The organism is Hydrogenophaga sp., assembly GCF_026125825.1.
Classification (GTDB): domain Bacteria; phylum Pseudomonadota; class Gammaproteobacteria; order Burkholderiales; family Burkholderiaceae_C; genus Hydrogenophaga.
In genome coordinates, this window is record NZ_JAHCKK010000021.1 from 14,887 (window position 1) to 34,344 (window position 19,458).

General features: G+C 67.6%; 21 protein-coding genes. 12 read left to right on the plus strand and 9 right to left on the minus strand.

Annotated elements, in window-relative coordinates:
- Nucleotide 1: 1 nt before the first annotated feature.
- The gene (locus tag KIT86_RS09705) at nucleotides 2-715 is read right to left on the minus strand and encodes a DsbC family protein (RefSeq protein ID WP_297397714.1); all 714 of its coding nucleotides are present in this window, start codon (nucleotides 713-715) and stop codon (nucleotides 2-4) included.
- A 51-nt stretch (nucleotides 716-766) separates the two neighbouring features.
- Nucleotides 767-1,936, minus strand: coding sequence for an FAD-dependent monooxygenase (locus KIT86_RS09710; RefSeq protein WP_297397716.1), 1,170 nt, complete (start codon nucleotides 1,934-1,936; stop codon nucleotides 767-769).
- A 76-nt stretch (nucleotides 1,937-2,012) separates the two neighbouring features.
- On the opposite strand from KIT86_RS09710, the gene KIT86_RS09715 reads away from it, so the two are divergent.
- Nucleotides 2,013-2,888 (plus strand): MOSC N-terminal beta barrel domain-containing protein, encoded by an 876-nt coding sequence (locus KIT86_RS09715; RefSeq protein ID WP_297397718.1) that lies wholly within the window; start codon nucleotides 2,013-2,015, stop codon nucleotides 2,886-2,888.
- 7 nt (nucleotides 2,889-2,895) lie between these two features.
- On the opposite strand, the gene KIT86_RS09720 is transcribed toward KIT86_RS09715, so the two are convergent.
- Entirely contained in the window at nucleotides 2,896-3,765 is an 870-nt protein-coding gene (locus KIT86_RS09720) for an N-formylglutamate amidohydrolase (protein ID WP_297397720.1), read from the minus strand.
- A gap of 3 nt (nucleotides 3,766-3,768) precedes the next feature.
- Nucleotides 3,769-4,746: a tripartite tricarboxylate transporter substrate binding protein BugE gene (locus tag KIT86_RS09725; protein WP_297397722.1), complete on the minus strand. Its 978-nt coding sequence runs from the start codon at nucleotides 4,744-4,746 to the stop codon at nucleotides 3,769-3,771.
- A 103-nt stretch (nucleotides 4,747-4,849) separates the two neighbouring features.
- On the opposite strand from KIT86_RS09725, the gene KIT86_RS09730 reads away from it, so the two are divergent.
- Both KIT86_RS09730 and ychF read left to right on the plus strand, forming a co-directional pair.
- Nucleotides 4,850-5,749, plus strand: a complete 900-nt coding sequence (locus tag KIT86_RS09730) for a LysR substrate-binding domain-containing protein (protein WP_297397724.1) — start codon at nucleotides 4,850-4,852, stop codon at nucleotides 5,747-5,749.
- Between the two features lie 175 nt (nucleotides 5,750-5,924).
- The gene (gene ychF / locus KIT86_RS09735; protein WP_297397725.1) at nucleotides 5,925-7,016 is read left to right on the plus strand and encodes a redox-regulated ATPase YchF; all 1,092 of its coding nucleotides are present in this window, start codon (nucleotides 5,925-5,927) and stop codon (nucleotides 7,014-7,016) included.
- Between the two features lie 31 nt (nucleotides 7,017-7,047).
- On the opposite strand, the gene KIT86_RS09740 is transcribed toward ychF, so the two are convergent.
- Nucleotides 7,048-7,308, minus strand: a complete 261-nt coding sequence (locus KIT86_RS09740) for a hypothetical protein (protein WP_297397727.1) — start codon at nucleotides 7,306-7,308, stop codon at nucleotides 7,048-7,050.
- A gap of 290 nt (nucleotides 7,309-7,598) precedes the next feature.
- Between KIT86_RS09740 and KIT86_RS09745 the strand changes: the two genes are divergently transcribed.
- On the plus strand, nucleotides 7,599-8,372 hold the full coding sequence (locus tag KIT86_RS09745) for an RNA pseudouridine synthase (protein ID WP_297397729.1): 774 nt from the start codon (nucleotides 7,599-7,601) through the stop codon (nucleotides 8,370-8,372).
- Here the strand turns inward: KIT86_RS09745 and KIT86_RS09750 are convergent.
- Together KIT86_RS09750 and KIT86_RS09755 are read right to left on the minus strand one after the other, a co-directional pair.
- Nucleotides 8,345-9,523 carry an MFS transporter gene (locus KIT86_RS09750; RefSeq protein ID WP_297397732.1) on the minus strand — a complete coding sequence of 393 codons (1,179 nt, stop codon included), beginning with the start codon at nucleotides 9,521-9,523 and terminating at the stop codon, nucleotides 8,345-8,347. The genes KIT86_RS09745 and KIT86_RS09750 overlap by 28 nt on opposite strands.
- Nucleotides 9,520-10,002, minus strand: coding sequence for a YqaA family protein (locus KIT86_RS09755; protein ID WP_297397734.1), 483 nt, complete (start codon nucleotides 10,000-10,002; stop codon nucleotides 9,520-9,522). The genes KIT86_RS09750 and KIT86_RS09755 overlap by 4 nt, the downstream gene beginning before the upstream one ends.
- A gap of 179 nt (nucleotides 10,003-10,181) precedes the next feature.
- On the opposite strand from KIT86_RS09755, the gene dusB reads away from it, so the two are divergent.
- From dusB to purH, 3 genes are read left to right on the plus strand one after another with little or no spacing between them, the layout of a single operon-like run.
- Entirely contained in the window at nucleotides 10,182-11,219 is a 1,038-nt protein-coding gene (gene dusB / locus KIT86_RS09760; protein ID WP_297397736.1) for a tRNA dihydrouridine synthase DusB, read from the plus strand.
- Nucleotides 11,216-11,452, plus strand: coding sequence for a helix-turn-helix domain-containing protein (locus tag KIT86_RS09765; protein WP_297397738.1), 237 nt, complete (start codon nucleotides 11,216-11,218; stop codon nucleotides 11,450-11,452). Before dusB ends, KIT86_RS09765 begins: the two co-directional genes overlap by 4 nt.
- Nucleotides 11,453-11,490: 38 nt before the next feature.
- Complete coding sequence (gene purH, locus KIT86_RS09770; RefSeq protein WP_297397740.1) at nucleotides 11,491-13,083, plus strand: bifunctional phosphoribosylaminoimidazolecarboxamide formyltransferase/IMP cyclohydrolase; 1,593 nt, start codon at nucleotides 11,491-11,493, stop codon at nucleotides 13,081-13,083.
- Nucleotides 13,084-13,132: 49 nt separating this feature from the next.
- On the opposite strand, the gene hemL is transcribed toward purH, so the two are convergent.
- Both hemL and KIT86_RS09780 read right to left on the minus strand, forming a co-directional pair.
- Nucleotides 13,133-14,431: a glutamate-1-semialdehyde 2,1-aminomutase gene (gene hemL, locus KIT86_RS09775; RefSeq protein ID WP_297397742.1), complete on the minus strand. Its 1,299-nt coding sequence runs from the start codon at nucleotides 14,429-14,431 to the stop codon at nucleotides 13,133-13,135.
- 11 nt (nucleotides 14,432-14,442) lie between these two features.
- Nucleotides 14,443-15,384, minus strand: coding sequence for a bifunctional hydroxymethylpyrimidine kinase/phosphomethylpyrimidine kinase (locus KIT86_RS09780; protein ID WP_297397744.1), 942 nt, complete (start codon nucleotides 15,382-15,384; stop codon nucleotides 14,443-14,445).
- A 152-nt stretch (nucleotides 15,385-15,536) separates the two neighbouring features.
- On the opposite strand from KIT86_RS09780, the gene KIT86_RS09785 reads away from it, so the two are divergent.
- From KIT86_RS09785 to KIT86_RS09805, 5 genes are all read left to right on the plus strand, one after another.
- Nucleotides 15,537-15,710 (plus strand): rubredoxin, encoded by a 174-nt coding sequence (locus KIT86_RS09785; protein ID WP_297397746.1) that lies wholly within the window; start codon nucleotides 15,537-15,539, stop codon nucleotides 15,708-15,710.
- A 101-nt stretch (nucleotides 15,711-15,811) separates the two neighbouring features.
- Nucleotides 15,812-16,207: a response regulator gene (locus KIT86_RS09790; RefSeq protein WP_297397748.1), complete on the plus strand. Its 396-nt coding sequence runs from the start codon at nucleotides 15,812-15,814 to the stop codon at nucleotides 16,205-16,207.
- Nucleotides 16,207-16,572 carry a response regulator gene (locus tag KIT86_RS09795; protein ID WP_291120771.1) on the plus strand — a complete coding sequence of 122 codons (366 nt, stop codon included), beginning with the start codon at nucleotides 16,207-16,209 and terminating at the stop codon, nucleotides 16,570-16,572. Before KIT86_RS09790 ends, KIT86_RS09795 begins: the two co-directional genes overlap by 1 nt.
- 29 nt (nucleotides 16,573-16,601) lie before the next feature.
- Nucleotides 16,602-17,141, plus strand: coding sequence for a chemotaxis protein CheW (locus KIT86_RS09800; protein WP_297397752.1), 540 nt, complete (start codon nucleotides 16,602-16,604; stop codon nucleotides 17,139-17,141).
- A 64-nt stretch (nucleotides 17,142-17,205) separates the two neighbouring features.
- A complete protein-coding gene (locus KIT86_RS09805) occupies nucleotides 17,206-19,452 on the plus strand; it encodes a methyl-accepting chemotaxis protein (protein WP_297397754.1) in 2,247 nt (748 codons plus the stop codon).
- Nucleotides 19,453-19,458 lie beyond the last annotated feature (6 nt).

A 19,458-nucleotide genomic window follows, 5' to 3' on the forward strand; every position in this document is an offset into this window, starting at 1 on the left:
CTCAAGGCCTGGCTTCCGCGAGCTGTTTCTCGATCTGCTCGACCCCGATGGCGCCGGGCACGCGTGTGCCGTTGGCGAAGATGATGGTCGGCGTGCCGGTGATGCGGGCCTTCTTGCCGAATTCGAAGTTGCGCGCCACGGCCGCCGCATCGCAGTTGGCCGTGGGCGGGGTCACATCGCGCACCATCCAGTCGACAAAGGTCTTGCCCTTGTCCTTGGCGCACCAGATGTTGCGCGACTTCTCGCCCGAGTCGGCGCTGAGGATGGGGTAGAGGAACACGTGCACCGTCACGTTGTCGATCTTCATCAGGTCGCGCTCGAAGCGCTTGCAATAACCGCAGTTGGGGTCTTCGAACACGGCCAGCTTGCGCTTGCCATTGCCGCGCACGATGGTGAAGGCATCTTTGAGCGGCAGGTCCTTGAAGGCAATGGCGGTGAGCTTGTCCAGGCGCTGCTCGGTCAGGTCCACGCGGGCCTTGGTGTCGATCATCGAACCCTGGATCAGGTAGTTGCCCTCGGCGTCGGTGTAGAACAGTTCGCTCTGGTTGACGCGCACCTCGTAAATGCCGGGCATGGGCGTCTTGCTGACCTCGTCAATGGCCGGCAGGTTGGGCAGGCGCTCGGCGAGGTTTTTGCGGATGGTGGCCTCCTGGGCGATGGCGGCCATCGACAAGGCGGCCAAGGCGGCGATCAGCAGGGATTTGAGGAGTTTCATCGTGGGAGCCTCGGAGGGCGTGCGGGAATCGGAAAGGGGAGGAGAAGGGACTCAGAGCTGGGGCTGGCCCATGGCCTGGCGGGCAATCCAGCGCTTGAGCGGGCCGCTGCGGTCGAAGCCGTTCAAGCCCCAGTTGCGCAGCGCCTGCACGCGCGAGTCGCCATGGGCGAACAGGCCGAACAGGCCGTCGGTGACCCAGCCCATGGCGCCCACTTCGGCGGCGCGCGCACGCTCGTAGCGGCGCAGCAGCTTGAGGTCGCCCAGCTCGCGCCAGTATTCGCGCTGCTGCAGCACGCGCGCCAGCTCGGCGGCATCGGCCAGGCCCACGTTCAGGCCCTGGCCCGCCAGGGGGTGCATGGCGTGCGCCGCGTCGCCGGCCAGCGCCACGCCGCCCTGGGCGGTGCGGGCAATCCAGCGTTGGGCGCGCGAGAGCTCGAGAGGCCAGGCCTGGGCGGGACTTTCCATATGCATGTGGCCCAGGGCCTGGGCGCAGCGCGCCTGCACGGCCTGGGTGAAGGTGGTCGGGTCGGCTTGCAGCCAGGCGTCGGCCTGCTGTGCAGGAACAGACCACACCAGCGCCACAGAGTTCCCGAAGGCGCCGCCCAGCGGCAGCAGGGCCATCACCTCGCCGTGGGTGAACCACTGGCGGGCGATGCCGCCGTGCGGCTGGTCGCAGCGCAGCCGCGCGGCCACCGCCTTGTGCGGGTAGGGCCGCACGTCGAAGTCCAGGCCGAGTTCCGCGCGTGTCTGGCTGCGCTTGCCCTCGCAGACCACCGTCAGGGCGGCGTTGGGCGCTTCGCTCACGCGCTCGATGCCGCTCTGGAAGCCGATCGCGTCAGACAGGCGCTGCTCCAGAGCCGGCACGTCCACGATCCAGGTCAGCGCGTCGGCGCCCTGGTCGTCGGCCGAAAACTGCAGCTCGCCGCCATCGTCGCCCCACACCTGCATGGCGCTCACCGGGGTGATGGCGGGCACGCGGGTGTCCTGAGGATCGGCCTCGGGCCAGGCGCGCACCGAGCGCAGCACATCGCGCGAGGCGGCGTTGATCGCGTAGGCGCGCACGTCGGGGGTGTCCTGCGGGCCGCGGGGCGCACCGACCAGGGCCACGCGCAAGCGGTCGCGGGCCAGCAGCAGGGCCAGGGTCTGGCCCACCACGCCAGCCCCTCGGATGGCGACGTCGAAACGCCGGGTGGAGCCGGGGCGGGGGACAGGGGAGTTCATAGGGGGATTCTAGGAGCAGGGCACAATCCTGCCCTTCCCCCGGGCGATACCCGGCAACCCTGTCCCGACCATCACCATGAGCGCAGACCCCACCACCGCCGACGTGCAGGCCACCATCGCCCAGCTCTGGGTCTACCCGGTCAAGTCCTGCGCCGGGATTTCGCTGACCGAGGCCGAGCTGACCGACACCGGCCTGCTGTACGACCGCGCCTGGATGGTGGTGGACTCGGACGGCGAGTTCGTGACCCAGCGCGAGCTGCCCCGCATGGCCCTCATCCAGACCGCTTTCAAGATGGGGCAGCTGGTGCTGCGCGCTCCTGGCATGCTGGCGCTGCACCTGGCCCTGGACGCGGCCGAAGGCCCGCTCAAGGTGCGCGTGTGGGACGACGAGGTGCAGGCCTACGACATGGGCGATCTGGCCGCGCAGTGGTTCAGCGACTTCCTCGGCCAGCCCCTGCGCCTGGCGCGCTTCGATCCCGAGGTGCGGCGCGTGTGCAGCCTGAAGTGGACCGGCGGGCGCGAAGCCGTCACGCAGTTCGCCGACGGCTTCAGCCTGCTGGTGACCAGCACCGCCTCGCTGGATGAGCTCAACACCCGCCTGGGCGCGGCCGGCCATGCGCCAGTGGGCATACTGCGTTTCCGGCCCAACGTGGTGCTGGCCGGCGTGGAGGCGCACGACGAAGACCGGGTGGGTGCCCTGCGCATTGACACCGGGCACGGCGCGTCTGCGCTGATCGAGCCGGTCAAGCCCTGTGGCCGTTGCCCCATTCCCAACATCGACCCGGCCACCGCCACCTCCAGCCCGGAGGTGAGCGACACCTTGCAGGGTTACCGGCAGGACCCACGCCTCGACGGCGCCATCACCTTTGGCATGAATGCCATCGTGCTCGAGGGTGACGGGCAGATGCTGCGCGTGGGCCAGCCCGTGAGCGCCGACTGGAAGTTCGACTGAACTCCGCTCAGCGCGAAGCCTCGCTGGTGGCCTGCTCGCTTGCGTAGCGGGCCAGCGTGGCCGCCAGTTCGCCCAGGTCGCGCTGCACCGTGTCGAAGCTGGCGTTGCGCTCCCGGGTGATCTCGTCCATGTACACCGGGCGGCGGATCTCGATCTGCAGGCTGTGTCGCCGTTGCGCGGGCTGGCCGATGCGCGCGATCAGCTGCACGCCCTTGTAAGGGTCGTTGCGGGCCACCGAGTAGCCGCGCGAGCGCAGTTCGCGCTCCACCAGGTCAACAAACGCGGGGTCGCAGGTGGTGCCGTCGCGGTCACCCAGCACGAAATCGGCCAGCGCGCGGGTGCTGCGGATCTGGAGCCGTTCGTAGGCGTTGTTGGGCATGGAGTGCAGGTTCAGATGCCAGATCGCGCCAAAGCGGTCCACGGTCTCTTCGATGCACTGCGACAAGGCCGCGTGGTACGGGTGGTAGCAGCGGGCGATGCGCGCCTGCACCTCCGCCACCGTGAGGCGGCGGCGGTAGATCGGGGTGCTGGCGTCGATGTTGCGCCAGACCAGGCCAAACCCCAGCCGGGTCTTCTCGCTCGGGTTCAGCGGCGACGGCCAAGGGCCGTCGAGCAGGTCTGGATCAAGATCGTCCTCCGAGCGGTTGCAATCCACGTAGGTGCGTGGGAAGTGGGCCGCCAGCAGGCTGCCGCCCACCGCGGGCACCGCCGCCCACAGCGCATCCACATGGGTGTCTTCGCCGCGCCGCAGCAGCGACCGGGGCACGGCGTGGTCGTAGTCCGCCGGGTAATCGGTGCCGCTGTGGGGCGAGTCGCACACCAGGGGAACGGGCTTGGCGCTGGGGCGGTGCAGCGTGAACGGCGGGGCGAGCGGCATCGGTCAGTCCACCGAGATCTTGGCCATCTTGGCCACGCGCTCATAGCGTTCCATGGCTTGCTGGATCTGCTGGGCAAACGCCTGGGGCGTGCCGGGGATCAGTGCAGCGCCCGACGCCTCCATCTGCTTGATGAACTCGGGGTGCTTCATGGCCTTGTGGAACGCGGCGTTGAGCCTGACCACCACCTCCGGCGGTGTGCCGGCCGGCGCGACCACGCCGAACCAGCCGCCACCGCCCATCTGGGGGAAGCCGAGTTCGCCATAGGTGGGCACGTCCGGGAGCGACGGCGAGCGCTTCTCGCTCAGCACCGCCAGCGCGCGCAGCTTGCCGGCCTGGATGTTCGGCAGGGCCGACGGCAGGTTGTCGGTGATGGCCGTCACCTGGCCGGCCATGGCATCGGTCATGGCCTGCCCGGCACCCTTGTACGGCACGTGCAGCAGGTTCATCTTGGACAGTGCCATGAAGTGCTCGATGTTGGCGTGGCCCAGGGAGCCGATGCCCGGCGAGGCGAAGCTGTACTTGCCCGGGTTGGCCTGGGCCAGGGCGATGAAGGCCTTCATGTCGTTGGCCGGCGTGGCCGGGTGCACGGCAAAGACGCTGGGCGTGGTCGCCACGTTGGTGATGGGTGCGAAATCCTTCACCGGGTTGTAGCGCAGCTTGTTGCCATAGACCGCGGGGTTGCTGCCATGCGTGCTGACGGTGGCCATGCCCAAGGTGTAGCCATCGGCCGGCGCGCGGGCGACGAACTCCATGCCCGTCGAGCCACCGGCACCCGCCTTGTTCTCCACCACGATGGACTGGCCGAGCTCGCGACCGCCGTACTCCGCCACCAGCCGCGCGGCCAGGTCGGTCGAGCCGCCGGGGGCGAAAGGCACGATCAGCTTGATCGGCCGGTTGGGGTAGGGGGCCTGGGCGGCAGCGCCCAGGGCGAGCGCAGCGGTCAAGGTGAGAGCGGTGCGCAGCAGGGTTCGGGTTTTCATGAGAGGGGTCCTCCTCGGGGATGGGAGCCGAAGGGTAGGAAATCCGACCGAGGCGCGCAAACGACATTTTCGCCCTGAGCGATGACATGATGTAATCACCCTCATGCGCATCCGAAGCCCTTCCCTGGTGGAACTGCATGCCTTCCTGGGTGTGGTGCGCCATGGCAATTTCCATCGCGCGGCCGACGAGCTTTGTGTGACCCAGGCGGCCGTGAGCCGCGCGGTGGCCCGGCTCGAGAAACACCTGGGTGTCCAGTTGCTCGACCGCGCGGTCGGTGGGGTGCGCCTGACCCCGGCCGGCGCCGAGTTGCGTCGCCAGGTGGAAGGGCCCGTGGCCGCGCTGGAGGCCGCAGCCGGCCAGGTCAGGGCGTTGCCCGAAGCCTTGCGACTGCGCCTGTCCGTGGTGCCCAGCCTGGGCAACCTCTGGCTGATGCCGCGCCTGGAGGACTTCCGGCAGCGGCACCCCGAGATCGATATCGAGTTCCGCCAGTACCACCACGACGAGGACTTCACCCGTTCTGACGTGGACCTGTGGGTGGCGCTCAAAGCGCGGGCGGGCAAGCACTGGCCCCGGCAGGTGGCGGCGCGGTACCTCATTGGCCGCGAGATCGTGGCGGTGTGCGCTCCCGCGCTGGCGCAAGGCATCGACAGCGTGGACGCGCTGCTGAGCCTTCCCCTGCTGTACCACAGCAACTACCGCGACAACTGGGTCCTGTGGGCCGAATCCGTGAACGGACGGCTGCCTCCTCAATGGCGGGGAACCGGCTTCGACCTGGTCATGAACCTGATCGAAGCGGCCCGCTCGGGCATGGGCGTGGCGGTGGTCCAGCGCTGCATGGTGCAGTCCGAACTGGCCACCGGTCGCCTGGTCGCTCCTGTGCCCGGCAGCGCCAACACCGGGCGGGGCTACTACCTGTGCCGCCCGCGCGCGACCGCAGGCTCCCGCGCGGTGGAGGCCTTCGCACACTGGGTCAGTGAACAGGCCCAGCGCGTGGGTGGCTGAGCGGCAGGCGGAGCCTGGGCGCGTGGCATTCCCCCATCAGTACAATCGACACCCGTTTCCCCTTGGCAAGACGAGGACAGCGTCCTCACGGAACCCGGTGCCTGTCACCTCGGTTCGTAGCACTGCCAGACAGGCGCTGCACAGTGCCACAGGGGTTGATTCATAAGGAATTTCCATGAGCCTCCAATGCGGCATCGTGGGCCTGCCCAACGTCGGCAAGTCCACCCTTTTCAACGCGCTGACCAAAGCCGGCATCGCGGCCGAGAACTACCCCTTCTGCACCATCGAGCCCAACACCGGTGTGGTGGAGGTGCCCGATCCGCGCCTGGCGCAACTGGCCGAGATCGTCAAGCCCGAGCGCATCGTGCCGGCCATCGTGGAGTTCGTGGACATCGCCGGTCTGGTGGCCGGCGCCAGCACCGGTGAAGGCCTGGGCAACAAGTTCCTCGCGCACATCCGCGAGACCGACGCCATCGTCAATGTGGTGCGCTGCTTTGAAGACCCGAACGTGATCCACGTGGCGAACAAGGTCGACCCCATCGCCGACATCGAGGTCATCCAGACCGAGCTCTGCCTGGCCGACCTCGCCGCCGTGGAAAAGGCCCTGCACCGTGTGAACAAGACCGCGCGATCGGGCGACAAGGAGTCGATCAAGCAGGTCGCCATCCTGGAGAAGTGCCAGGCGGCGCTCAACGACACCCAGCCCGTGCGCACCATCGACTTCAGCAAGGAAGAGCAGGCGCAGCTCAAGCAATTCTTCCTCATCACCGCCAAGCCGGCGATGTTCGTGGCCAACGTCTCGGAAGATGGCTTCGAGAACAACCCGCTGCTCGAGCGCCTCCAGGAATTTGCCCGCAAGCAGAACGCGCCCGTGGTCGCCATCTGCGCCAAGATCGAGGCCGAACTCTCGGAGATGGACGACGCCGACCGGCTCGAATTCCTCAAGGAGCTTGGGCAGGACGAGCCGGGCCTGAACCGCCTGATCCGCGCGGCCTACCAGCTGCTGGGCCTGCAGACTTACTTCACGGCTGGCGTGAAGGAAGTGCGCGCCTGGACCATCCACGTGGGCGACACCGGCCCGCAGGCCGCCGGTGTGATCCACACGGACTTCGAGAAGGGCTACATCCGGGCCCAGACCATCGGCTTCGACGACTACATCGCCTACAAGGGCGAGCAGGGCGCCAAGGACGCAGGCAAGATGCGCGCCGAAGGCAAGGACTACGTCGTCAAGGATGGCGACGTGATGAACTTCTTGTTCAGCAGCTGAGATTGATCGGCGCGTTGCGCAGGCGCCCGGGTCAATCCGGCGGCAGCGCCTTGCCTCGCCAGTGGCGAACGTGGAACGGAAACACCGGGCGGTGGTCTTTCATCGCCAGGGCGGCGTCGGGCGTGGCGCCGAGATCGCCCCATCCGCTGGCATGGCCCCAATACCGGAAGCCGTGCTGGAGCACGCTGTGGCTTTCGCCGGGTATGCCCAGCGCCGTGGTTTCGTACACACCGTCCCGGGCGGGGTTGCCGTTGGTCTCGATCGTGAACCAGGAAGAGAACTCAGTGGACATGGCACAACCTTTGTCGAACGCAGAGGCCACCACCATAAGACAGAACCTCGCCTGCCGACCGTTCGCTGGGAAACACACGGTGTACCGCGCGGTTTGTATGGTGAAGGCATGGCCGGAAGAGGTCTTTGATACCGGCTGCTCAACGGTGTGGGCAACTTCCGTGTTGCGCATGCTGACGCGGGGCAGGCAACGCGGCTGGCCCATCGTGCGCCGCGCCGATGGCGACTGGACCCCCTCGCCGCTTGCACCTTCTGCCGGGACGCACCCGAACAGCGCGTAGAGTCGACGGAATGAACGAACCGACCCACCCCGAACCCCAGCGCCTGGCCAAACGGCTCGCGGCCCAACTTCCGTGCTCGCGCCGCGATGCCGAACACTACATCGCTGGCGGTTGGGTGCGGGTGGATGGTGCCGTGGTCGAAGAACCCATGGCGCGCGTGCGCGACGGGCAGGTCGTCGCGCTCGACCCCAAGGCGCGGCTGGAACCTTTGGTGCCGGTCACCCTGGTCTGGCACAAGCCCGCGGGCCAGGCGCTGCCCGACGAATCGCCTTTGCCCGACGAGCTGGCGGCGCGCTGGTTCGTGGCGGGCGCGCGCTTCAAGGGTGACCGCTCGGGCGTGCGCCCGCTCAAGGCGCATGGCCACAAGCTGCTGCCGGTCGCGCCGCTGGACGTGCTCGCCAGCGGCCTGATGGTCTTCACGCAGAACCCGGGCGTGGCGCGCAAGATCACCGATGCCTCCTCGCCGCTGGAGCACGAGTGGCTGGTGGAGGTGCAGGACGATCCCGAACTCGACGACGGCGCGCGGCGCGAAGCGGTGCTGCAGTCCCTGGGCAAGGCGCTGTTCTTCGACGGCTGGGCCGTGCCCACGGCGCGCGCGAGCTGGCAGAGCGAGCGGCGCCTGCGCCTGGCCATCAAGGGCACCCTGCCGGGCCAGGTGGCGCACCTGGCGGAGCGCGCCGGCCTGCGCCTGGCCTCGGTGCGGCGCCAGCGCCTGGGCCGCATCGGACTGGACGGCCTGCCGTCAGGCCAGTGGCGCTACCTCGCTGCGCACGAGCGCTTCTGAAGCCACGCGGCCCACACGCTCACGGCCATTGCCACCAGCAACACCACCAGGCCCACCTGGTGCAGGTCCAGCATGCGGCCCTGGGCGATCATGACGCCGCCCAAGGCAGCCCCCAGCGCCTGCCCGCCATACATGGCCGAGGTGTTGAGCGCGACAGTGGCCGAAGCCAGCTCGGGGGAGATCTGCACCAGCCGGGCCTGTTGCGACGAATTGCTCGAGAAGCAGCCCAGCGCCCAGGGCACCATCACGAAGGCCTGGGCCCAGAAGCCGTGCCGGCCCAGTGGCCAGAGCAGCAGGCTCAGCACGATGGAACCCAGGGTGATGAGCGTGGCGTTGGCCGCGCCGATGCGGTCGATGAAGCGCGTGACCATGACATTGCCGCCCAGGCCGAAGACGCCGAACCACAGAAACATCAGCGACAGCAGCGCGCCGCCCGCACCCAGGGTCTGCGCGAAGTAAGGCGCGAAGTAGGAAAACAGCGTGAACTGCCCGAAGGCCGAGAGCAGGGTCACGGCCACGGCGGTCATGAGCGGGGCCGAGCCGACGGTGCGGCCCCAGGCCTGGCGCGAGAGCGCGGCCGGCTTGATGCCGTCGGGCATCTCGCGCCACACCCACGCGCCGATGAGGAAGGCGGTGATCGCCACCAGCCCGAAGGCCCAGCGCCAGCCCATTTCGCCGCTGATCCAGGCCGACAGCGGCATGCCCATGACCGAGGCCACCGACCAGCCCAGAAAGATGAAAGTGATGGCGCGCCCTCGCATGGCCGGCCCGACCAGCAGGCCCACGCTGGCGGCGGCCTGTGGCGTGAAGATCGCCGGGGCGATGACGGCCAGCACGCGCAGTGGCAACAGGGCCGCGTAGTTGGGCGCCAGCGCGCAGGCCAGCAGCAGCACGCCGTACCAGATCAGCGAGAGGGTGAGCAGGCGGCGACGGTCCCAGCCCGCGACCAGGCTGGCAAACAGCGGCGCGCCCAGGCCCATCATGATGGCCGCAGCGGTGATCAACTGACCGGCCTGCGGGATCGACACCCCCAGGGACTGGCTGATGTCGTTGAGCGTGCCGGGCACCACCATCACGCCGGTGCCGATCACGAAGTTGCCCACCATCAGGGCCCACAAAGAGCGCGGCAGACGCTGGCTGGCAACGGTCATGGGTGCAGGGTTCCAGGGAAGAACCACAACAGCGCGGCCGTCATGGTGAGATAACGGGCGAACTTGCCGATGGCCATGTAGACCAGGCAGGGCCAGAAGGGAAATTTGAGCCAGCCGGCCACGGCGCACAGCGGGTCGCCCACCACCGGCAGCCAGGACAGGAGGCAGGCCTTGGGCCCGAAGCGCTCGAGCCAGTGCAGCGCGCGCAGCTCGACGTGGCTGCCGCGCGCGCGGTCCACCACCTTGTGCGTGCCCAGGCCCATGAGCCAGCTCACGGCGCCGCCGGCGGTGTTGCCGGCGGTGGCCACCAGGATGGCCGGCCAGAACAGATGCGGGTTGATCTTGATCAGGCCGAACACCGCCGGCTCCGAACCCAGGGGCAGCAAGGTGGCCGATAGGAAGGACACCACAAAGACCGTGCTCAGGCCGAATTCGGGCAGGGCCAGCAGCTCTATCAGGTAGGTGATCCAGTCGGGCATGGGCGATGAAGTCCGGGGTGGGAAAAGCCGGCGCTCGGGAAGTCGCAGGGGGGAGGGCAAAAAAGGCGCCCGGCATATCGCCTGCTGAAAAAACAGGCAGATACAATCGCGTTCCTTCGCCCCCCGCGTTTGCAGGGATCGCGGCAGTTCCACCGCTCGACACCGATTCTCCCACCGCCATGCAAATCGGGGCTTTCACCCTGCCCAATGCCCTGTTCGTCGCGCCCATGGCGGGGGTGACGGACCGGCCGTTCCGCAAGCTGTGCAAGCGGCTGGGCGCTGGTTATGCGGTCAGCGAGATGGTCACCTCGCGCCCGGATCTGCAGGACAGCCTGAAGACTTCGCGCCGGGCCAACCACGAGGGTGAGGCCGCACCCATCTCGGTGCAGATCGCCGGCACCGATGCGCAGATGATGGCCGATGCCGCGCGCTACAACATCGACCGGGGCGCGCAGATCATCGACATCAACATGGGCTGCCCGGCCAAGAAGGTCTGCAACAAATGGGCCGGCTCCGCGCTGATGCAGGACGAGGCCCTGGCCATCGGGATCGTGCAGGCGGTGGTGGCCGCCTGCGAGCCGCACGGCGTGCCGGTCACGCTCAAGATGCGCACCGGCTGGTGCGCGAGCGTGCGCAACGCGCCCACGCTCGCGCTCGCGGCCGAAGCCGCGGGTGTGCAGATGCTGACCGTGCACGGCCGCACCCGCGAGCAGGGCTACAAGGGCCAGGCCGAGCACGACACGGTGGCGCACATCAAGAGTCGCGTGCGCATTCCGGTGGTGGCCAACGGCGACATCGACAGCCCAGAGCAGGCGCGCGAGGTGCTGCGCCGCACCGGAGCCGATGCCATCATGGTTGGCCGCGCTGCCCAGGGCCGGCCCTGGATCTTTCGCGAGATCGCGCATTTCCTCGCCACCGGCGAACACCTGCCCCCACCCGACCTGGCTGACGTGCGGGTCTGGCTGCTCGATCACCTGCACGACCATTACGACCTGTATGGCGAGGACACCGGCGTGCGCAGCGCGCGCAAGCACCTGGGCTGGTACGCGCAATCGCTGCCGCTGCCGCCCGGTGCGGCGGCCCTGTTCCGTTCGCGCGTCAACGCGGTCACCACGGTGGAAGCGCAACTGCGCTGCGTGAGCGAGAGCCTGGACGAGTGGTCGTCCATCGAAACCACAACAACAACCCCGAGCGACGACTGGAAACTGGCCGCATGAAACAGAACAAATTGCACGACTGTGTGCGTGCCAGCATGGAAGACTTCTTCCGCGACCTCAACGGCACCGATCCGGCCAACCTGCACGACATGCTCGTCAAGGCGGTGGAAAAGCCTTTGCTCGAAGTGGTGATGGAGCAGGCGCAGAACAACCAGTCGCGGGCCGCGCAATGGCTGGGTCTGAACCGCAACACGCTGCGCAAGAAGCTCCTTGAGCACAAACTGCTCGACTGAGCCCGACCGATTTTCCAACCTTCCAAGCCCTCTCTTCCATGCCCATGCGCGCACTCATTTCCGTCTCCGACAAGACCGGCATCGTCGAACTCGCCCAGGCCCTGCACGGCCTCGGGGTGGCCCTGATTTCCACCGGCGGCACCGCCAAGCTGCTGGCCGAGAAGGGCCTTCCAGTGACCGAGGTGGCCGAGGTGACGGGCTTTCCCGAGATGCTCGATGGCCGCGTGAAGACGCTGCACCCCAAGGTGCACGGCGGCCTGCTGGCGCGCCGCGACCTGCCCGAGCACATGGCCGCGCTCCAGGCCCATGGCATCGACACCATCGACCTGCTGATCGTCAACCTGTATCCCTTCGAGTCCACCGTGGCCAGGGCCGGCTGCACGCTGGAAGACGCGATCGAGAACATCGACATCGGCGGCCCGGCGATGGTGCGCAGCGCCGCGAAGAACTGGAAGGACGTGGCGGTGTTGACCGACGCAGCCCAGTACCCCGGCGTGATCGACGAGCTCAAGGCCGCCGGCAAACTCAGCGACAAGACGCGCTTCGCGCTCTCGGTCGCCGCGTTCAACCGCATCAGCAACTACGACGCCGCCATCAGCGACTACCTCTCGTCCATCGAGTTCGAGGAAGGCGCCAGCGTGCCGCGCCGCAACGAGTACCCGGCCCAGAGCAACGGCCGCTTCGTCAAGCTGCAGGACCTGCGCTACGGCGAAAACCCGCACCAGAGCGCCGCGTTCTACCGCGACCTCTATCCTGCGCCGGGCTCGCTGGTCACCGCCCGGCAGCTGCAGGGCAAGGAACTGAGCTACAACAACATCGCCGATGCCGACGCGGCCTGGGAATGCGTCAAGAGCTTCGACGTGCCGGCCTGCGTGATCGTCAAGCACGCCAATCCCTGCGGCGTGGCCGTGGGCAAGGACGCGCTGGAGGCCTACAGCAAGGCCTTCCAGACCGATCCCACCAGCGCCTTCGGCGGCATCATCGCGCTCAACCGCGTGCTCGACGGCGCGGGTGCACAGGCCATCAGCAAGCAGTTCGTCGAAGTGCTGATGGCGCCCGGCTACACGCCCGAGGCGCTGGAGGTGTTCAAGGCCAAGGCGAATGTGCGCGTGCTCGAAATCGCGCTGCCACCCGGCGGCGCCACCGCCTGGGACAAGGGCCTGAACCTCAGCGACGTCAAGCGCGTGGGCTCGGGCCTGCTGATCCAGAGCGCCGACAACCACGTGCTGCAGCGCAGCGACCTCAAGGTGGTCACCAAGCTGCAGCCGACCGAGCAGCAGATCGAAGACCTGCTCTTCGCCTGGAAGGTGGCGAAGTTCGTGAAGTCCAATGCCATCGTGTTCTGCAAGGACGGCATGACCATGGGCGTGGGCGCGGGCCAGATGAGCCGGCTCGATTCGGCGCGCATCGCCAGCATCAAGGCGGGCCACGCCAAGCTCTCGCTGCAGGGCACGGCGGTGGCGAGCGATGCCTTCTTCCCGTTCCGCGATGGGCTGGACGTGGTGGTGGATGCGGGCGCGAGCTGCGTGATTCAGCCGGGTGGTTCGATGCGCGATCAGGAGGTGATCGATGCGGCGGACGAGCGCGGCGTCGTCATGGTCTACAGCGGCGTGCGCCACTTCCGGCACTAAGCAAAGGCACCGCCGGTTCCGCGGCGGCCTCGGCCAAGCCCTTCGCTCGTCAGAGTTTCCTGAACACGTCGCGCGCGGCACTCACCGTGTCGGCGATGTCCTGTTCGGTGTGCGCCGCGCTCACGAAGCCGGCTTCGTACAGCGCCGGTGCGATGTAGACACCCCGGTCCAGCAGGCCGTGGAAAAGGGTGTTGAAGCGTGGGCCGTCGGTGGTCATCACCTTGGCGTAGTTCTGTGGCAGCTCGTCGAAGAGGAAGAAGCCGAACATCCCACCTTCGCTGTCGCCGCTCAGCGCCACGCCTTCGGCGGTTGCCGCGGCTTTGAGGCCATCGACCAGCGAACGGGTGGTGGCCGCGAGTTTGTCGTAGAAGCCGGGCTGGCGAATTTCCTTCAGCGTGGCCAGTCCGCAGGCCGTGGCCACCGGGTTGCCCGAGAGCGTGCCCGCCTGGTACACGCCGCCCAGGGGAGCCAGCTGCTCCATCACCGCGCGCTTGGCGCCGAAGGCGGCCAGCGGCATGCCACCGCCGATGACCTTGCCCATCACGGTCATGTCTGGCTCGAAGCCGGGAATCAGCTGGGCGTACACGCTTTGCGCACCACCCAGGGCGACGCGAAAACCGGTCATGACCTCGTCGAAGGCAAGCAGGGCGCCGTGTTGCGTGCACAGCTCGCGGCAGCGCTTCATGAACGGTACGCTGGCGCGCACGAAGTTCATGTTGCCCGCGATCGGCTCGATGATGAGACAGGCCACCTCAGGGCCGTGCTCGGCGAACGCGGCCTCCAGCTGTTCGAGGTTGTTGTATTCGAGCACGAGGGTGTGCTGCACCACCTCGGGCGGCACGCCCGAACTGGTGGGGTTGCCGAAGGTGGCCAGGCCCGAGCCGGCCTTGACCAGCAGGGCGTCGGCATGGCCGTGGTAGCAGCCCTCGAACTTGATGATCTTCTTGCGCCCGGTGGCCCCGCGCGCCAGGCGGATGGTGCTCATGCCGGCTTCGGTGCCCGAGCTCACCAGCCGCACCATGTCGATGCTGGGCACCAGTTCGACGATGGCTTCGGCCAGCTCGACCTCGCGCTCGGTGGGGGCACCGAACGAGAAGCCTTCAAGCACGGCCTTCTGCACCGCCTCGACCACCGCCGGGTGGCCATGGCCCAGGATCATGGGACCCCAGGAGCCGATGTAGTCGATGTAGCGCTGGCCGTTGGCGTCCCAGAAATGGGCCCCCTGGGCGCGCTGCACGAAACGGGGCGTGCCGCCCACCGCGCGGAAGGCGCGCACGGGCGAGTTCACGCCGCCGGGAATCAGCGCCTTGGCGCGGTCGAACAGTTGCTGGTTGCGGTCGGTCGTCATGGGAGCGAAGTTCAATGTCTGGTGGTGTCGAGCGGGAAGTCGTTGGCATCGAGGGTGCTGTCGGGCGTGCCTTCGGCGGGCGCCTGTTCTTCCTCGTCCTCGTCGTCGTGGGCCCAGAACAGACGGTCGGGCACGGCGTGTCCCATGCCGGGCTGGAAGCCCGCGTCCAGGCACTGGTCGAGGTAGGTGAGGGCCTCGGCGCAGGCCGCCTGCAGGTCGCTGCCGCCGGCGATGAGCGCGCACAGCGCGGCCGAGAGGGTGTCGCCCGCGCCGGTGAAGGTGGCTTCAAAGCGCTCGTAGCGCGCCGTGGCCAGCACCGTCTCGGGCGTGGCAAGGTGGCTCTCCAGGTACTGGTCGGCCGCGTTGAACCCGGTCACCAGGGTGTAGGGCACACCGTGCACCGCGGCGGCGCGCGCCACCTCGCGCGCGGTCGGCGGGCGGTCGCCCTCCCACTCGGGCAGCAGCCAGCGGCACAGGGTGCTGTGGTTGCCCACCAGCACCGTGGTCTGCGGCAGCAGCAGTTCGGCGCAGGCGTCCAGGTAGGTGTCGATCGCCATCTCGTCCCACCAGGAAAGGTCGGGCATGTAGGTGATGACGGGCACCTCGCTGTAGTCGGTGGTGATCTCCGCGATCACGCTCAGGTTTTCCGGGCTGCCCACGAAGCCGACCTTGAAGGCCTGCACCGGCATGTCCTCCAGGGCGCAGCGCGCCTGGTCGGCCACCGCTTCTTCATCGAAGGCGCAATGGTCGTGGATGTCGGAGGTGTCGCGGATGTAGGCGCCTGTGACGATCGGCAGCACGTGCGTCGACGCGCTCGACATGGCGGTGATGTCCGCGCTCAGGCCGCCCGCGCCGCTGGGATCGCTGGCGTTGAAGGTCAGCACGCACGGCAGGGAAATCTCGCCGGGCTTCTCGACCGTTTCGGGCGCGGAAGTTGCGGGTGTATCGGGCATGGGTACGGTGGGGGAAGGGTTGTGGCGCGGTCACCGGGGTGGTGCTTTGCGCAGGGCGCCAAACGTGATCGACAGCCGGTCCAACTGGCTTGCGGAGCGGCTTATGTCGCTCGATACAATGCTTGCATTCTAAGACAATGCCCCCTATAACCATGACCGAAACCAAGACTTGGATGTGCCTGATCTGTGGCTGGATTTACGACGAAGCCACAGGTGCACCCGAGCATGGCGTGGCCGCCGGCACTCCCTGGGCTGAGGTGCCGATGAACTGGACCTGTCCCGAATGCGGCGCCCGCAAAGAAGATTTTGAGATGGTGCAGATCTGAGGTCGGGGTCTGTGCGCTCGGTGGTTTCCTGGCGAACCGGGTAGGGTATGTCTCCGGTCTCGCTTTCCTCGTTCTGTCCCACCCTCTGGAGCTAGTGAAACGTGAGCACAACGCCTGCCCTCAAAGTCCTGGTGGTTGACGACAGCAACACCATCCGCCGCAGCGCCGAGATTTTTCTCAAGCAGGGAGGACACGAAGTCCTGCTGGCCGACGACGGCTTCGACGCCCTGGCCAAGATCAACGACTACCAGCCCGATCTGGTGTTCTGCGACATCCTCATGCCGCGCCTCGACGGCTACCAGACCTGCGCCATCATCAAGCGCAATGCCCGCTTCGCCAGCATTCCCGTGGTGATGCTCTCGTCCAAGGACGGCGTGTTCGACAAGGCGCGCGGGCGCATGGTCGGCTCCCAGGACTACCTCACCAAACCCTTTACCAAAGACCAGCTGCTGCAAGCCGTGCAGCAGTTCGGCGCCAACCTGACAGGAGCAGTGTGATGCCCATTCGGAAAATCCTCGTGGTGGACGACTCGAAAACCGAGCTGATGGTCCTGTCCGATCTCCTGGGAAAAAACGGCTACACCGTGAGCACCGCTGAGAACGCGGACGAGGCCTTCCGTCGGCTTGGCGAGGAAAAGCCCGACCTGATCCTGATGGACGTGGTGATGCCCGGTCAGAATGGGTTTCAACTCACGCGTGCCATCACGCGGGACCCTCAGTATTCGAGCATTCCCATCGTCATGTGCACGAGCAAAAATCTGGAGACCGACCGCGTCTGGGGCATGCGCCAGGGCGCACGCGATTACGTGACCAAGCCGGTCGACGCGGAAGAGTTGCTGTCGAAGATTCGCGCGCTGGGTTGACCGCAACACCGACCTGAACCGCACCGAGCATGGCCAAACGTCAATCACTCAAGGAACTCCAGGAACGATTGGCTCAGCGTTTGACGGCCGCCAAGACCGAAGCCGTCACCGCCACCTGGTTGGCGGTCGAAGCCGGCGACCGGCGTTACCTGCTCCCCCTGGTGCAGTCCGGTGAAATCTTCCCCTGGTCCGCGTTGCAGCGCGTGCCCTACACCAAGCCCTGGTACGCCGGGGTCGCCAGCCTGCGCGGCGGCCTGCACGGCGTGATCGACCTGGCACGGCTGGTCGGGCCGGCGGCTTCGGCGCTGCCTCCCCAGGCCGGCGAGCGCGTGACCTCCGAGTCGCGCCTGGTCAGCCTGCACACCGCGCTCGGCATCAATGCCGTGATCTGGATCGATCGCCTGCTCGGTCTGCGCAACCCCTCCATGTTCACCGCCCTCGGGGTCAACCCCGAAGGCGCGCCTTCGTATTTCACGCGCTCGCTGGTCGATGCCCAGGGTCAGTCCTGGCAGGAGCTGGATCTGCAGATGCTGGTGGCCGAGCCCGAGTTTCTGGCGATCGCCGCCTGAAGGTTGAACCCGCGGACCGCATGGGGTCCATTCGTCATTCTGTTTTCAGTTGGAAGGTTTTTACATGGCTATGCTTGATCGATTCCAGGGTCTCTTCAAGAACAAAGCCGGCGACGAACCCGACCTTTCCAATGCCACCGACCAGGAGGTCGCCGAGCTCGCGGCGGCACGGCTGGCGCCGACGCTCGCATCGGAAGGCCTCGTTGGCAACGCGATGGCGGACGAGGACAGCGCCGATGCCAGCGGCCACGTGACCCTGCCGTTGCTGGGCAGCAAGCCGGCCGAGCAGCACCAGCGCACGCTGGCCATCCTGCTGGCCCTGGGCCTGGTCGTGCTCGGTGGCGTGACGCTGTATGCCCTGACCCAGACCGAAAAGGTCGGTCAGCAGGTGGCTGCCAGCGGTCAGGCCCTGATGCAGTCGCAGCGGCTGGCCAAGAGCGTGTCGCAGGCCCTGATCGGCAGCCCGGCGGCATTCCCCGAGGTGCGCGACAGCTCGACCGTGATGGCCCGCGCGCTGCGCGGCCTGCAGGGTGGCGACAGTGAGATGTCGCTCGACGCGCTGGGCGCCGAGTACGCGGAAGACCTTGGCAACATCCTGCCCAAGGTGGATCAGGCCGAGCGCAATGCGGCAGCGGTGCTGGCCCAGCAAAAAATCCTGACCCAGGTGGGCAACGCCCTGCGCACCATCAACCGGCAGTCGTCGGACCTGCTGGAGATCGCCGAGACCGTGTCTTCGCTGAAGCTGCAGCAGAACGCGCCGGCCGCCGAGATTTCGGCCTCGGGCCAGTTGGTGATGCTCACGCAGCGCATCGGCAAATCGGCCAACGAGTTCCTGACGATGGAGGGCGTGAGCCCCGAAGCGGTGTTTCTGCTCGGCAAGGACTTGAACACCTTCAAGGAAATCGCCGAAGGCCTGCTCAACGGCAGTGACGAGCTTCGCCTGGCCGCCGCGCGCGACCCGCAGGTGCGCGAGCGCCTGGACGCCCTGCTCAAGCTGTACGAGGCCACACGCGTCGAAGCCGGCGCGATCCTGGGCAACCTGCAGGGCCTGGTCTCTGCGCGTGAAGCGCAGGCCGGCATCATTGCCGACAGCGAGCCCTTGCGCCTGAGCCTGGAGAAGCTGCAGGGCGACCTGTCTTCGCGCTCCGGCCTGGGCGGTGGCCAGCTGGCGGCCCTGGCGCTCTCGGCGCTGTTTGCCCTGGTTTGCGCGGGCGGCCTGGCTTATGTGCAGCTGCTCGACAGCCGTCAGCGCCAGTCGGTCGCGGAAGCGCAGCGGCTCGCGGCCGAGTCGCTGGAGCAAGATGCCAAGCGCGTCAACGACGCCAACCAGGCGGCCATTCTTCGCCTGATGAACGAATTGCAGACCGTGGCCGAGGGCGACCTCACGCAGGAAGCCACGGTGACCGAGGACATCACGGGCGCCATCGCCGACTCGGTGAACTACACGGTCGAGGAGCTGCGCTCGCTGGTGGGCAACGTGCAGGCCACGGCCACGCGCGTGGCGCAGACGACGTCGGCGGTGGAAAGCACCTCGACCGAACTGCTCGCCGCGTCCACCGAACAGCTGCGCGAGATCCGCGAAACCGGCCAGTCGGTGCTGGACATGGCGCAGCGCATCAACCAGGTGTCGGGCCAGGCGCAGGAGTCGGCCACGGTGGCCCGCGCCTCGCTGCAGGCTGCCGAGTCGGGCCTGCAGGCGGTGCAGGACGCCATCGGTGGCATGAACGCCATTCGCGACCAGATCCAGGAGACCTCCAAGCGCATCAAGCGGCTGGGCGAGTCGTCGCAGGAGATCGGCGAAATCACCGAGCTGATCTCTGACATTACCGAGCAGACGAACGTGCTGGCCCTCAATGCCGCCATCCAGGCCGCGTCCGCCGGTGAAGCCGGTCGGGGCTTCTCGGTGGTGGCGGAGGAAGTGCAGCGGCTGGCCGAGCGCTCCGCCGATGCCACGCGCCAGATCTCGGCGCTGGTGAAGGCGATTCAGACCGACACGCAGGATGCGGTGGCCGCCATGGAGCGTTCCACGCAGGGCGTGGTCGAAGGGGCCAAGCTGTCGGACAACGCCGGTACCGCCCTGTCCGAGATCGACCGCGTCTCGCGCCGCCTGGCCGAGCTGATCGAACAGATTTCCGATGCCGCCTCCCGCGAGGCCGATTCGGCCAACGAAGTGGCCGGCAATATCCAGCACATCTTCGCGGTGACCGAACAGACCGGTGAGGGCACGCGTTCCACGGCGGCCCAGGTGCGCGAGCTCTCGGCCATGGCCGAGGAACTGCGCCAATCGGTGGCCCGATTCAAGATCGCCTGACGCCCC

Coding starts and splice junctions, on each gene's coding strand:
- KIT86_RS09730 (WP_297397724.1), top strand. CDS start 4,850: ATGCGCATCCGAAGCCCTTCCCTGGTGGAACTGCATGCCTTCCTGGGT.
- KIT86_RS09765 (WP_297397738.1), top strand. CDS start 11,216: ATGAAACAGAACAAATTGCACGACTGTGTGCGTGCCAGCATGGAAGAC.
- KIT86_RS09795 (WP_291120771.1), top strand. CDS start 16,207: ATGCCCATTCGGAAAATCCTCGTGGTGGACGACTCGAAAACCGAGCTG.
- KIT86_RS09785 (WP_297397746.1), top strand. CDS start 15,537: ATGACCGAAACCAAGACTTGGATGTGCCTGATCTGTGGCTGGATTTAC.
- purH (WP_297397740.1), top strand. CDS start 11,491: ATGCCCATGCGCGCACTCATTTCCGTCTCCGACAAGACCGGCATCGTC.
- KIT86_RS09780 (WP_297397744.1), bottom strand. CDS start 15,384: ATGCCCGATACACCCGCAACTTCCGCGCCCGAAACGGTCGAGAAGCCC.
- KIT86_RS09745 (WP_297397729.1), top strand. CDS start 7,599: ATGAACGAACCGACCCACCCCGAACCCCAGCGCCTGGCCAAACGGCTC.
- KIT86_RS09740 (WP_297397727.1), bottom strand. CDS start 7,308: ATGTCCACTGAGTTCTCTTCCTGGTTCACGATCGAGACCAACGGCAAC.
- KIT86_RS09720 (WP_297397720.1), bottom strand. CDS start 3,765: ATGCCGCTCGCCCCGCCGTTCACGCTGCACCGCCCCAGCGCCAAGCCC.
- KIT86_RS09750 (WP_297397732.1), bottom strand. CDS start 9,523: ATGACCGTTGCCAGCCAGCGTCTGCCGCGCTCTTTGTGGGCCCTGATG.
- KIT86_RS09705 (WP_297397714.1), bottom strand. CDS start 715: ATGAAACTCCTCAAATCCCTGCTGATCGCCGCCTTGGCCGCCTTGTCG.
- KIT86_RS09725 (WP_297397722.1), bottom strand. CDS start 4,746: ATGAAAACCCGAACCCTGCTGCGCACCGCTCTCACCTTGACCGCTGCG.
- KIT86_RS09710 (WP_297397716.1), bottom strand. CDS start 1,936: ATGAACTCCCCTGTCCCCCGCCCCGGCTCCACCCGGCGTTTCGACGTC.
- dusB (WP_297397736.1), top strand. CDS start 10,182: ATGCAAATCGGGGCTTTCACCCTGCCCAATGCCCTGTTCGTCGCGCCC.
- KIT86_RS09800 (WP_297397752.1), top strand. CDS start 16,602: ATGGCCAAACGTCAATCACTCAAGGAACTCCAGGAACGATTGGCTCAG.
- ychF (WP_297397725.1), top strand. CDS start 5,925: ATGAGCCTCCAATGCGGCATCGTGGGCCTGCCCAACGTCGGCAAGTCC.
- KIT86_RS09805 (WP_297397754.1), top strand. CDS start 17,206: ATGGCTATGCTTGATCGATTCCAGGGTCTCTTCAAGAACAAAGCCGGC.
- hemL (WP_297397742.1), bottom strand. CDS start 14,431: ATGACGACCGACCGCAACCAGCAACTGTTCGACCGCGCCAAGGCGCTG.
- KIT86_RS09755 (WP_297397734.1), bottom strand. CDS start 10,002: ATGCCCGACTGGATCACCTACCTGATAGAGCTGCTGGCCCTGCCCGAA.
- KIT86_RS09715 (WP_297397718.1), top strand. CDS start 2,013: ATGAGCGCAGACCCCACCACCGCCGACGTGCAGGCCACCATCGCCCAG.